At 71.4% G+C, this 12,632-nt stretch carries 11 protein-coding genes; 10 read left to right on the top strand and 1 reads right to left on the bottom strand.

From position 1 onward, the window contains the following. Nucleotides 1–162 precede the first annotated feature (162 nt). From AB0D34_RS41245 to AB0D34_RS41200, 10 genes are all read left to right on the top strand, one after another. Nucleotides 163–1,458 carry an extracellular solute-binding protein gene (locus AB0D34_RS41245; RefSeq protein WP_362671842.1) on the top strand — a complete coding sequence of 432 codons (1,296 nt, stop codon included), beginning with the start codon at nt 163–165 and terminating at the stop codon, nt 1,456–1,458. Beyond that, on the top strand, nt 1,455–2,345 hold the full coding sequence (locus AB0D34_RS41240) for a sugar ABC transporter permease (RefSeq protein ID WP_362671840.1): 891 nt from the start codon (nt 1,455–1,457) through the stop codon (nt 2,343–2,345). Before AB0D34_RS41245 ends, AB0D34_RS41240 begins: the two co-directional genes overlap by 4 nt. A gap of 41 nt (nt 2,346–2,386) precedes the next feature. Continuing rightward, complete coding sequence (locus AB0D34_RS41235; RefSeq protein ID WP_362671881.1) at nt 2,387–3,220, top strand: carbohydrate ABC transporter permease; 834 nt, start codon at nt 2,387–2,389, stop codon at nt 3,218–3,220. A 10-nt stretch (nt 3,221–3,230) separates the two neighbouring features. Then, a complete protein-coding gene (locus AB0D34_RS41230) occupies nt 3,231–4,856 on the top strand; it encodes a beta-N-acetylhexosaminidase (protein WP_362671879.1) in 1,626 nt (541 codons plus the stop codon). Nucleotides 4,857–5,101: 245 nt separating this feature from the next. Continuing rightward, nucleotides 5,102–5,992 carry an FAD binding domain-containing protein gene (locus AB0D34_RS41225; RefSeq protein ID WP_362671837.1) on the top strand — a complete coding sequence of 297 codons (891 nt, stop codon included), beginning with the start codon at nt 5,102–5,104 and terminating at the stop codon, nt 5,990–5,992. After that, nucleotides 5,989–7,737, top strand: a complete 1,749-nt coding sequence (locus tag AB0D34_RS41220; RefSeq protein WP_362671834.1) for a 2Fe-2S iron-sulfur cluster-binding protein — start codon at nt 5,989–5,991, stop codon at nt 7,735–7,737. Before AB0D34_RS41225 ends, AB0D34_RS41220 begins: the two co-directional genes overlap by 4 nt. Further along, on the top strand, nt 7,734–10,043 hold the full coding sequence (locus tag AB0D34_RS41215; RefSeq protein WP_362671831.1) for a molybdopterin cofactor-binding domain-containing protein: 2,310 nt from the start codon (nt 7,734–7,736) through the stop codon (nt 10,041–10,043). The genes AB0D34_RS41220 and AB0D34_RS41215 overlap by 4 nt, the downstream gene beginning before the upstream one ends. Further along, nucleotides 10,040–10,168 carry a hypothetical protein gene (locus AB0D34_RS41210; protein WP_260470535.1) on the top strand — a complete coding sequence of 43 codons (129 nt, stop codon included), beginning with the start codon at nt 10,040–10,042 and terminating at the stop codon, nt 10,166–10,168. The genes AB0D34_RS41215 and AB0D34_RS41210 overlap by 4 nt, the downstream gene beginning before the upstream one ends. Beyond that, complete coding sequence (locus AB0D34_RS41205; RefSeq protein WP_362671828.1) at nt 10,165–10,698, top strand: AAA family ATPase; 534 nt, start codon at nt 10,165–10,167, stop codon at nt 10,696–10,698. The genes AB0D34_RS41210 and AB0D34_RS41205 overlap by 4 nt, the downstream gene beginning before the upstream one ends. 132 nt (nt 10,699–10,830) lie before the next feature. Then, nucleotides 10,831–11,988 (top strand): SUKH-4 family immunity protein, encoded by a 1,158-nt coding sequence (locus tag AB0D34_RS41200; RefSeq protein ID WP_362671825.1) that lies wholly within the window; start codon nt 10,831–10,833, stop codon nt 11,986–11,988. Here the strand turns inward: AB0D34_RS41200 and AB0D34_RS41195 are convergent. After that, entirely contained in the window at nt 11,943–12,530 is a 588-nt protein-coding gene (locus AB0D34_RS41195; RefSeq protein WP_362671824.1) for an FABP family protein, read from the bottom strand. The genes AB0D34_RS41200 and AB0D34_RS41195 overlap by 46 nt on opposite strands. Nucleotides 12,531–12,632: the final 102 nt, after the last annotated feature.

Genomic DNA, 12,632 nt, shown 5'->3' with positions numbered 1-12,632 from the left:
GGGGCGCGTCGCGACGCGCCCCCAGGGGCCTTCTGCGTGCCCTTCGCGTGTCACGAATTGGTCGAGACCTCTTGTGGGCGTGTTCATGCAACCCATAACCTCCGTTGCGTTGAGCGAAATCGTCATTGCATATACTGCAACGCGCGCCCGGAGGATCACTCCATGAAGCTCTCCCCCCGCCTTCCCGCCCTGCTCCTGACGGCCCTGGTCGTCGCGGCCTGCGCGCCCCAGACCTCCACCAACTCCTCCCCCGGCAAGGACGGCAAGACCGGCACCCTGCGCGTCTGGCTCTTCCAGGAGGTCGGCAACAAGCCGAAGGAGAAGGTCGTCGACTCCGTCGTCACCGCCTTCGAGAAGGCCCACAAGGGCACCAAGGTCGACGTCGAGTACATCCCGGTCGAGACCCGCGCCCAGCGCGTCAAGGCCGCCTTCAACGACCCCTCCTCCGCGCCCGACGTGATGGAGTACGGCAACACCGACACCGCCGGCTATGTGAAGGACGGCGGACTCCTCGACGTCACCAAGGAGTTCGGCGACTGGAGCGAGTCCAAGGACACCGACCCCACGGCGAAGACCTCGGTCACCGTGGACGGGAAGGTGTACGGCTCGCCCTTCTACGTCGGCGTCCGCGCCCTGTACTACCGCACCGACGTCTTCAAGGAACTCGGCCTCCAGGTACCGAGGACGATGGCCGAGTTGGCCACCACGGCCCGCAAGATCCGCGCCGCGAAGCCCGAGTTGTACGGCCTCGTCGTCGGCGGCGCCTACACGTACGGCGCGATGCCCTTCATCTGGGCCAACGGCGGTGAACTCGCCACCGGCAAGGGCGGGTCGTACGTCTCCGCGATCTCCGGTGCCGCGGCCCAGAAGGGCATCAAGGAGTACACCTCGCTCTTCAGCGACGACAACTGCCCCGCCGCCAATTGCGCCGGCATGGGCGGCAACGACACGATCACCGCGTTCGCCGCGGGCAAGGCGGGGATGGCGATCGGGGGCGACTTCAGCCACACGGCGGTGGAGGCCGGCAAGGTCAGCGGCGAGTACGCGGTGGTGCCGTTGCCCGGGGTCTCCGCCGGGTCGATCGCTCCCGCGTTCGCGGGCGGCAACAACATCGGGGTGCTGAAGAGCACGGGTCACCGGACACTGGCCGTCTCCCTGATGGAGGCGCTCACGTCGAAGAAGACGCAGGCCTCCATGTTCGACGCGATGGGGTTCCTGCCGACGTTCGGGGACGTCCGTGACGAGGCCGCCGCGAAGGCGCCGTACGTGAAGCCGTTCGCGCAGACCCTGGCCGCGGGGACGAAGTTCGTGCCCGCGTCACCGGGGTGGTCGCAGATCGACTCCTCGCTGGTGCTGCCGACCATGTTCCAGGAGGTCATCAGCGGCAAGAAGAGCGTGTCGAGGGCTTCCTCGGAGGCCGCGAAGAAGATGGACGACGCGTTCGGATCCGTCGGGTGACCTCGGTGACCAACCGCACCACCCGGGCCCCCTGGCTCTATCTCGCCCCCGCACTCGTCGTCCTCGGTGGGCTGCTCCTCTACCCGATCTACCAGCTCGGGCTGATCTCGGTCTTCCACTACACCCAGGCCCAGGTCAGCGGCGGGGAACCGACCACCTTCGAAGGGCTCGGCAACTACTCCGCGCTGTTCTCCGATCCGGAGTTCTGGCAGGTGCTGCTGGCCACCGTGCTGTTCGCGGCTGCCTGCGTGGTGTCGACGCTGGCCGTCGGGTGCTCGCTGGCCGTGCTGCTCACGCGCGTGCGTGCCGTGCCGCGGCTGGCGCTGATGCTGGCCGCGCTCGGGGCGTGGGCGACTCCGGCGGTGACCGGCTCCACGGTCTGGCTCTTCCTCTTCGACCCCGACTTCGGCCCGGTGAACCGGCTGTTGGGGCTCGGCGAGCACTCGTGGACGTACGGCCGACTCAGCGCGTTCTTCCTCGTCCTGCTCGAAGTCGTCTGGTGCTCCTTCCCGTTCGTGATGGTCACCGTGTACGCCGGGATCCGCGCCGTGCCCGCCGAGGTGCTGGAGGCCGCCTCCCTGGACGGGGCCTCGCAGTGGCGGATCTGGCGGTCGGTGCTCGCGCCGATGCTGCGGCCGATCCTGACCGTCGTCACCATCCAGTCGGTCATCTGGGACTTCAAGGTGTTCACCCAGATCTACGTCATGACCAACGGGGGAGGGATCGCGGGCCAGAACCTCGTCCTGAACGTCTACGCCTACCAGCAGGCGTTCGCCTCCTCGCAGTACAGCCTGGGCTCGGCGATCGGAGTCGTGATGCTGCTGATCCTGCTCGCCGTGACGCTGGTGTACCTGCGACTGCTGCGCCGGCAGGGGGCGGCACTGTGAATCTTCCCCGGCAGAATCTTGCCCGGCTGAATCTTCCCCGGCTGAATCGTCCACGGCGCCCCTGCCGGCTGGCCGCGGAGGCCTCGGCCTTGCTCATCGCCCTGGTCGTCGCCTTCCCCCTGTACTGGATGGTGCTCAGCGCCTTCAAGCCGGCCGGGGAGATCGAGTCGACCGAGCCCAGGCCCTGGACGCTCGCGCCCTCGCTGGATTCCTTCCGGCGGGTGTTCGGGCAGCAGGATTTCGGTCGGTATTTCGTCAACAGCCTTGTCGTGGCGTGCAGTGTCGTGATCGTCTCGGCGTTGATCGCGTTTCTCGCGGCGACGGCGGTGACGCGATTCCGCTTCCGCTTCCGGACCACCTTGCTGATCATGTTTCTGGTGGCCCAGATGGTGCCCGTGGAGGCCCTCACCATCCCCTTGTTCTTCCAGATGCGGGACTTCGGTCTGCTGAACACGCTGGGCTCGCTGATCCTGCCCCATATCGCCTTCTCGCTGCCCTTCGCGATCTGGATGCTGCGGGGGTTCGTGAAGGCCGTACCGGAGGCTCTGGAGGAGGCCGCGTACATCGACGGGGCGAGCCGCGCGCGATTCCTGTGGCAGATTCTGTTCCCGCTCGTCCTGCCCGGCCTGGTGGCCACGAGCGTGTTCTCCTTCATCTCCTCCTGGAACGATTTCCTCTTCGCCAAGTCGTTCATCATCAGCGATACTTCGCAGTCGACGCTGCCGATGGCCCTGCTGGTCTTCTACAAGCCGGACGAGCCGGACTGGGGCGGCGTCATGGCCGCGTCGACGGTGATGACGATTCCGGTACTGGTGTTCTTCGTACTCGTACAGCGACGCCTGGTCTCGGGGCTGGGCGGAGCGGTCAAGGACTGACGTGACTTCATTGGCAGAACTGATTCCGGCGCCCCGCCGTGTTGTCGCCGGTTCCGGCGAGGTGCGGCTGACGGCCTACTCACGGCTCTACGCCGGCACCGGCACCGAGGGCGTCGGCCGCTGGCTGCGCGGTGTCCTGTGGCAGGCCACCGGACTGCCGCTGCACGAGGGCCGCGAACCCGACGACACCGAGGGCGACGGCATCGGTCTCCGACTCGCCTCGGGACTCGGCCCGGAGGAGTACCGCCTCGTCAGCGACGAGACCGGTGTCCTCATCGAGGGCGGCAGCGCGGCGGGCGTCTTCTGGGGCGCCCAGACGCTGCGGCAACTCCTCGGCCCCGACGCCTATCGCAAGGCCCCCCTCGACCGCGACCGCTCCTGGAGCGTGCCGCACCTCACGGTTGAGGACGCCCCGCGATTCCGCTGGCGCGGTCTCATGCTCGACGTCTCCCGGCACTTCATGCCCAAGGACGGCGTCCTGCGCTACCTCGATCTGATGGCGGCGCACAAACTCAACGTGTTCCACTTCCACTTGACGGACGACCAGGGCTGGCGGGTCGAGATCAAGAGGTACTCCCGGCTCACCGAGGTGGGCTCATGGCGGGCGCGTAGCAAATTCGGCCACTGGGCCTCCCCGTTGTGGGAGGAGAAGCCGCACGGCGGTTTCTACACCCAGGACGACATCCGGGAGATCGTGGCCTACGCGGCCGAGCGGCATATCACCGTCGTCCCCGAAATCGACGTACCCGGACACTCGCAGGCCGCCATCTCCGCGTACCCGGAACTCGGCAACACCGACGTCATCGACACGACCTCCCTGTCGGTCTGGGACAACTGGGGCATCTCCCTGAACGTACTCGCCCCCACTGACAACACCCTTCGCTTCTACGAGGGCGTGTTCGAGGAACTGCTGGAGCTGTTCCCCTCCGAGTTCATTCACATCGGCGGCGACGAATGCGCCAAGGAGCAGTGGCGGGAGTCGCCTTCGGTCCAGGCCCGGATCGAGGAACTCGGTCTCGCGGACGAGGACGAGCTGCAGTCCTGGTTCATCGGCCACTTCGACAAGTGGCTGACCGCGCGCGGGCGCAGGCTCATCGGCTGGGACGAGATCCTGGAGGGCGGCCTCGCCGAAGGGGCGGCCGTGTCCTCGTGGCGCGGTTACGAGGGCGGGATCGCCGCCGCACGCTCCGGCCACGACGTCGTGATGTGCCCCGAGCAGTATGTGTACCTGGACCACCGTCAGGACGCCGGTGCGGACGAGCCGGTGCCGATCGGCTACGTCCGCACCCTGGAGGACGTGTTTCGCTTCGAACCCGTTCCACCGCAGCTGACTTCGGCCGAGGCAGCGCACGTGCTCGGCACGCAGGCGAACCTGTGGACCGAGGCGATGGAGGATCACGCGCGCGTGGACTACCAGGCGTTCCCGCGGCTCACGGCCTTCGCCGAGGTGGCCTGGAGCGCTCTGCCCGCCCCGGCCGAACGGGACTTCGCGGACTTCGAGCGGCGGATGGCCGCCCACTACGAGCTGCTCGACGCCCTGGGCGTCGGCTACCGGCCGCCGACGGGACCGTTGCCGTGGCAGAAGCGGCCCGGGGTGCTCGGTCGCCCGATCGAGGGGACGCCTCCGAACAGGTAAGGGGAAAAGGGGCCTCAAGGGTCACCGAAGAGTGTCAATCGGTATCTGTCGGTGATGCCGTACGAAAACGGACCATCTCCCTGATGGGGCGGGCGAAAGCCGCCGAACGCCTCCTAGTGGACCCCTGTCTTCGGGTGTCCCGAAGATGTGCCAGAGTTGCCACGTCCGCCCTGTCAGCACGTACCGTACGGCAGCAACAGGCAGGACCAGCAGGACCAGGTGGGGCAGCGGGAAGGGGCACCGGGTTGACCACGCACGCACCGCAGGCGCAGGCCGTCACGCTGCCCACGACTCTGGACGAGGCCGTGGCGGCCCTCACGGCCATGCCCGCGGCCGTGCCCGTCGCGGGCGGCACCGACCTGATGGCCGCCGTCAACTCCGGGCAGCTCAGGCCCGCCGCCCTCGTCGGTCTCGGCAAGATCAGCGAGATCCGCGGCTGGCAGTACCAGGACGGACACGCCCTGCTCGGCGCGGGACTCACGCACGCGCGTATGGGCCGCCCCGACTTCGCCGCCCTCATCCCGGCGCTCGCCGCCGCCGCGCGCGCCGCCGGTCCGCCGCAGATCCGCAACGCGGGCACCCTGGGCGGCAACATCGCCTCGGCGGCCCCCACGGGTGACGCGCTGCCCGTCCTCGCCGCCCTCGAAGCCACGCTGATCATCGCGGGCCCCGACGGAGCCCGCCGGGAGATGCCGGTCTCGCACCTGCTGGCCGGCATGGAGATGCTGCGTGCGGGAGAGCTGATCGGCTTCGTGCGGGTGCCGCTGCTGCACGCGCCGCAGGTCTTCCTCAAGGTCACCGGCCGCACCGGCCCGGGCCGCGCGATGGCCTCCGTCGCGCTGGTCCTCGACCCGGCCCGGCGCGGGGTCAGGTGCGCCGTCGGTGCCATAGCACCGATGCCGCTGCGGCCCCTGGACGCCGAGCAGTGGGTCGCCCGGCTCATCGACTGGGACAACAGCCGCGCGATCGTCCCGGAGGCCCTGGAGGCCTTCGGCGAGTACGTCGCCGCGGCCTGCATCCCTGATCCGGCGCCGGCCCCGGACGGCTCCGTACCGCAGCATCCGCCCGCTGTACTGCACCTGCGGCGCACCGTCGCCGCGCTGGCCCGACGAGCTCTGGGGAGGGCACTTTCGTGACCGACGACCAGCACGGCGAGGGCACGCCCCGGGCCGCGGGCCGCTGGGACCCGCTGCCTCAGGGCGACTACGACGACGGCGCGACGGCCTTCGTGAAGCTCCCCGAAGGGGGCATCGACGCCCTCCTGGCCTCCGCCGACAGCCCGCTCGCCGCGCGCGGTCAGGGCTATGTGCCGCCGCAGATAACGGCCGCATCCGGCGACGGAACCGATCCGGCGGGCACGGGCGCGTGGGGCGCACCGGCCGAGGGCTCCGGCTGGCCCGACCCGAATCCGGTGCCGCCGGGGCAGACCGGGCAGTTCACGTACGACCCCGCAGCGACCCAGCAGTGGACCGTCCAGGACACCGCGGACACCGCGCCCGCGCCGGGCCACGATGTCACCGGGCAGTGGTCGATCCCCGTCGCCGGCGGCGACCTCCCGGACGAATCGGGCGAGTTCACCACGTCGTCCCTGGTCGAGCAGTGGGGCGGCACCCCGCCGGCGACCCTCCCGGGCGGAGCGGCCGCGCCCTGGGCGACACAGCCGGCGCAGCCGTGGGGGGACCAGACCCAGGGCGGTGCCGGAGCGGGACCCGAGCACGGCGAACCGGCCGGGGAACGGCACGCGCACGTGCCGCACGGCGACGGTGCCTTCGGCGACGCACACGAGGCTGTTTTCGGCGACGGGCGCGGTGGGGCGTTCGGTGACCGTCATGACGGTCGGGCCGACGACGGCCACGCGCACGTGCCCGCCGGTGACGGAGCGGACGGCGCGGCCGACGACGGACACGGCGGACCAGCCGGTGACCCGCACGCCGTGACGGACGGCGACGCGCACCCGCACGCCGAGCCCGGCGAGCCGGCCCACGACTCCGCCGAGCCCTACACGGACGCCGCCTCCGCAGCCGCCTCACAGCCCACTCCCGGCACCGACGAGGCGCCGGTGGCCCCGGAGGCCTCCGACGGCCCCCGAGAGGCCGTAGAAGCCGCTGACGGCCCCGCCGAGCCCGGCGCCGAGCACGCCCCGGCCGACGGCGAGGACGAACCGGGGCCGGAGGCCGCCGAAGGGCACACGGGCGACGCCGACGAGAACCCCGACGACCAGGCCCCCGCGCACCCCGGCGAGGAACACCCCCTCGCCTCCTACGTCCTGCGCGTCAACGGCGTCGACCGCCCCGTCACCGACGCCTGGATCGGCGAGTCGCTGCTCTACGTGCTGCGTGAGCGGCTCGGGCTCGCCGGAGCCAAGGACGGCTGCTCGCAGGGCGAGTGCGGGGCGTGCAACGTCCAGGTCGACGGGCGGCTCGTCGCCTCCTGCCTGGTGCCCGCCGTGACCGCCGCGGGCAGCGAGGTCCGTACCGTCGAGGGCCTTGCCGAGGACGGCCGGCCCTCGGACGTGCAGCGGGCACTCGCCCGGTGCGGCGCCGTGCAGTGCGGCTTCTGCGTGCCCGGCATGGCGATGACCGTGCACGACCTGCTGGAGGGCAACCCCGCGCCCACCGAGCTGGAGACCCGCCAGGCGCTGTGCGGCAACCTCTGCCGCTGCTCCGGCTACCGGGGCGTCGTGGACGCCGTCAAGGAGGTCGTCGCCGAGCGCGAGGCCCACGCGGCGGGCGACGCTGAGTCGGACGCCGACGAACCACGTATTCCGCATCAGGCGGGCCCCGGAGCCGGCGGCGTCAACCCGTCGGCGTTCGAGGCTCACGGGTCCCCCGGCGCCCATGAGCAGGCGTACCGACAGGGACAGGACGGAGGCCAGGCGTGAGCAACGAAGCCGCCACCGCGACCACCGCCGCGGAGGCAGCACCCGCCCCCGAGCCGATTCCGCACGGCCTCGGCGTCTCCCTGCCGCCCGCCGACGCGCGCGCGAAGACCGAGGGCACCTTCCCCTACGCGGCCGACCTGTGGGCCGAGGGCCTGCTGTGGGCCGCCGTCCTGCGCTCGCCCCACGCGCACGCGCGCATCGTGTCCATCGACACCTCCCACGCGCGTGAGATGCCCGGCGTCCGCGCGGTCGTCACCCACGAGGACGTTCCCGGCAGCCCGGTGCACGGCCGTGGCAGGGCCGACCGTCCGGTCTTCGCCTCCGAGGTCGTACGCCATCACGGCGAGCCCATCGCCGCCGTCGCCGCCGACCACCCCGACACCGCGCGCATGGCCGCGGCCGCCGTCATCGTCGAGTACGAGGTGCTCGACCCGGTCACCGACCCCGAGCAGTCCTTCGAGGCGGAGCCCCTGCACCCCGACGGCAACCTGGTGCGGCACATCCCGCTGCACCACGGCGACCCGGACGCGGTGGGCGAGATCATCGTCGAGGGCCAGTACCGCATCGGCCGCCAGGACCCCGCTCCCATCGGCGCCGAGGCCGGTCTCGCCGTGCCCCGCCCCGACGGCGGCGTCGAGCTCTACCTGGCCTCCACCGACCCGCACACCGACCGCGACACCGCCGCCGCCTGCTACGGCCTGGAGCCCGAGCGCGTCAAGGTCGTCGTCACCGGCGTCCCCGGGGCCACCGCCGACCGCGAGGACCAGGGCTTCCAGCTCCCGCTCGGCCTTCTGGCGCTCAAGACGGGCTGCCCGGTGAAACTGACGGCCACGCGCGAGGAGTCCTTCCTGGGCCATGTGCACCGTCATCCCACGCTCCTGAGATACCGCCACCACGCCGACGCCGAGGGCAAGCTGGTCAAGGTCGAGGCGCAGATCCTGCTCGACGGGGGCGCCTACGCCGACACCTCCGCGGAGGCCCTGGCGGCCGCCGTGGGCTTCGCCTGCGGGCCGTACGTCGTCCCGAACGCCTTCATCGAGGGCTGGGCCGTCCGCACCAACAACCCCCCGTCCGGCCATGTCCGCGGCGAGGGCGCGATGCAGGTCTGCGCCGCCTACGAGGCGCAGATGGACAAGCTGGCCAAGAAGCTGGGCATCGACCCGGCGGAGCTGCGGCTGCGCAACGTACTGGCCACGGGGGACGTTCTCCCGACGGGCCAGACGGTGACCTGCCCGGCGCCGGTGGCCGAACTGCTGCAGGCCGTACGCGACTTCCCCCTGCCGGCGCTCCCCAAGGACACCCCTGAGGACGAGTGGCTGCTGCCCGGCGGTCCCGAGGGCGCGGGCGAACCGGGCGCGATCCGCCGGGGCGTCGGCTACGGCCTCGGCATGGTGCACATGCTCGGCGCGGAGGGCGCGGACGAGGTCTCCACGGCGACCGTGCGCGTCCAGGACGGCGTCGCCACGGTGCTCTGCGCGGCCGTCGAGACCGGCCAGGGCTTCACCACGCTGGCCCGTCAGATCGTCCAGGAGACCCTCGGCATCGACGAGGTGCACGTCGCTCCCGTCGACACGGACCAGCCTCCCGCGGGCGCGGGCGCGCGTGGCCGTCACACCTGGGTGTCGGGCGGTGCGGTGGAACGCGCGGCCAAGATGGTCCGCACGCAACTCCTCCAGCCCCTGGCGCACAAGTTCGGCATGTCCACCGAGCTGCTCCAGATCACCGACGGCAAGATCACCTCGTACGACGGCGTCCTGTCGACGACCGTCACCGAGGCCATGGACGGCAAGGAGCTCTGGGCGACCGCCCAGTGCCGCCCGCACCCGACGGAGCCGTTGAACGAGGCCGGGCAGGGTGACGCGTTCGTCGGCATGGCCTTCTGCGCGATCCGCGCGGTGGTCGACGTCGACATCGAGCTCGGCTCGGTCCGCGTGGTCGAGCTGGCGCTCGCCCAGGACGTCGGCCGGATCCTCAACCCGGCCCAGCTGGAGGCCCGTATCGAAGCGGGCGTCACCCAGGGCGTCGGGATAGCGCTGACGGAGAACCTGCGCACCGCGCGCGGGCTGATCCGCCACCCCGACCTCACCGGGTACGCCCTGCCGACGGCCCTGGACGCGCCGGACATCCGGATCGTCAAGCTCGTCGAGGAGCGGGACGTGGTCGCGCCGTTCGGTGCGAAGGCGGCCAGCGCGGTGCCGGTGGTCACCTCACCGGCGGCCGTCGCCTCCGCCGTACGGGCCGCCACGGGCCGCCCGGTGAACCGGCTGCCGATCCGCCCGCAGGCCGCGGTGGTGGTGGACCGATGAGTACGCCCGGGCAGGAGCCCCGCGAGTACGAACCCCCGCCCGGACTGGGCAAGTTGGCACTGTGGATCCTGCTGTTCGTGGTGGCGGCGATCGTCGTCGTGGTGGGCGGGGTCTACTTCGCGTGACCGGGGTCGTCCTCGTCACCGGCGTGATGGCGGCCGGGAAGTCGACGGTCGCGCAGGCGCTGGCGGAGCGGTTGCCGCGGGCGGCCCATGTCCGCGGTGACGTCTTCCGGCGGATGATCGTGTCGGGGCGCGCGGAGTACGTACCCGGGGCCTCGGCGGACGCCTTCGCTCAACTGCGCCTGCGCCACCGGCTGTCGGCGGCGACCGCGGACGCGTACGCGGAGGCCGGCTTCACGGCCGTCGTACAGGACGTCGTGCTGGGCGAGGACCTGACGGCGTACGTCGCGATGGTCCGGACCCGGCCCCTGTACGTCGTGGTCCTGGCGCCGGACGCGGAGACGGTCGCAGCCCGGGAGGCGGGCCGGGCGAAGACGGGCTACGGCGACGCGGCCTGGACGGTCGCGGCGCTGGACGAGGCGCTGCGGGAGTCGACTCCGCGGATCGGCCTGTGGCTGGACACCTCCCGACTGACGCCCGCACAGACGGTGGAGGCGATTCTCGCGGGGCGGGAACGCGCGAGGGTGCTCTGACGTCTCCTTGGTACGGGGGCGTTGTCAGTGGTGGCGCGTAGTGTTTCGAGCAGTGGGGGACGAGCGCAGACCCGGCGGATTCGCCGTGCCGTGCCCGGCCAGGGGACTGCGAACGAAGCACACGGGGGAGCCATGAGCACGACCGAAACCGCCGTCACGGCGATCAGACTGACCGAGGACGAACTGCACCCGTACATCACGCATGCCTTGACCCGCCGCTGGCTCAGCGGCCCCGGACTGCCCGCCGCCGGCGACCTGTTCACCTTCGAGGAGCTGCGCCGTGCGGGTCTGCGGACGGTGGCGGACTCCACGGCCGACCCGGGCGGACGCCTCAGCGAGGAGCTGCGCGACCAGCTGGTGATAGGCGGACTCACGGACCTGCGGGGCAGGGAGCGGGAGTCGGTGCTGCTCGACGGGGCCACCGGCGAGGTCTCCACGACGGCGTTCTTCCACGCCCGCCCCGACCTGATGGACCGCACCCCGCTGGCCCCCTCCCTCCCCACCCTGGTGCGCTTCGCGACGGCCACGGACGAACTGACCGAGGTACGCGGCCAGTTCGCCGCCTACGCCGGCCGCTTCGGCCCTACGGCGGTGGAGGAGGCGACCCGCCAGCTGCTGACGGTGTTCGAGGAGGGCACGGGAGGCGATGTGCCGACGTTCTGGAAGATCGCGGCCCTGATCCGCCCCCTGGCCCTGGTCGCGGGCCCTGGCACGGACTCCGGCCTGGCCCTGGACCTGCCGCCGCGCCTGCTGGACCACGAGTTCGGCCGCAACCGGGTCGCCCGCTTCGAGGACATCGACTTCCCGTCCACCCTCACCCATGCCCCGACCCGCCGTTTCCTGGCCGAGACGGGACTGCCGGAGGACGGCGTCCTCTTCCACACCGACCCCGACGCACCGCTTCCCACCCTCACGGAGCACCAGACCGACCGGCTGGTCGCACTCCCGCCCCGGGCCGACCACTTGATCGTCCTGGGCCACCTGATCGAGGACAACACCCTGGTGGTCGACGGCGCGACGGGCGCGGTCCTGAACTGGAGCGAGCGCGAGGCGACGCTCCACCCCTTGAACACGGACATCTCCACGCTGGCCTTCACCCTCTGGCTCCTGCACCGGGAACGCAAGATCGACGAGTCCCTCGCCCACGAGCTGACCAACACCCTGTACGTCCAGGTCGCCAAGACGATGGTCCGCGCCCTCTCCACCATCGACCCGACGGGCACGACGACGGACGCCGACTGGCACTACTGGACGGAGCTGTTCCAGGACGAGGCGGGCGGGGTGCTCTGACCGGCTGCGCGTCGCAGGGTCGCGGAGAGGTGGTGCTGCAGGGGTTGGCCGACCGCCGCGAGGTCGTGGACGAAGGTCAGAGCGTCCTCACCGGCCAGGGTGTAGCGGCGGCGGGTGGCGGTCACTTCCTTGGCGGTGGGGGTCAGCGCCACAGCGTGCGTGGAGAGATCGACCGCACCCTCTCCGGCCTGCCCGACCAGGATCTCGGTGATGCCGGTGGGCTGAGTGACCAGCGCCTCCACCCGGCCGTCCGGCTGCAACCGCCACCACCCGCTCTCCCGCGCGGCGGGCCGCAACGGCGCCCCGTCACCGTCGAGCAGCCAGGCCCGCGCCTCGTACCGCAGGAAGGGGCGACCGTCGTGGCTGAACGTGACTTCCTGCGCGTACGAGAACTCGTCGTCGAGCGTCGGATACCCACCTCGGCCCCGACCCCGCCACACCCCCAGAAACCCGAGCACCGGCTCGAGCAACGCGTGCGGAGCGGGCACCTGATCGGCCCCGAGGACGTCAGGAAAGGGAGTTCCCGCCACACTGTCGACCACGCCCGCACTCCTCACTCACGGCCACTACCGCCGCCAGCCTAGGACCCCGCACAGCGAAAGGGGCGGCACCTCGAACGAGATGCCGCCCCTGCACTCCACTAC

It is taken from the genome of Streptomyces sp. NPDC048420 (assembly GCF_040651535.1).
In the GTDB taxonomy this organism is placed as follows: Bacteria; Actinomycetota; Actinomycetes; order Streptomycetales; family Streptomycetaceae; genus Streptomyces.
This window is presented reverse-complemented; position numbering and strand designations above follow the sequence as displayed.

What these genes read in the sequence shown, in the direction of transcription:
- AB0D34_RS41210 (WP_260470535.1), top strand. Translation starts at nt 10,040, where the DNA reads ATGAGTACGCCCGGGCAGGAGCCCCGCGAGTACGAACCCCCGCCCGGA.
- AB0D34_RS41200 (WP_362671825.1), top strand. Translation starts at nt 10,831, where the DNA reads ATGAGCACGACCGAAACCGCCGTCACGGCGATCAGACTGACCGAGGAC.
- AB0D34_RS41245 (WP_362671842.1), top strand. Translation starts at nt 163, where the DNA reads ATGAAGCTCTCCCCCCGCCTTCCCGCCCTGCTCCTGACGGCCCTGGTC.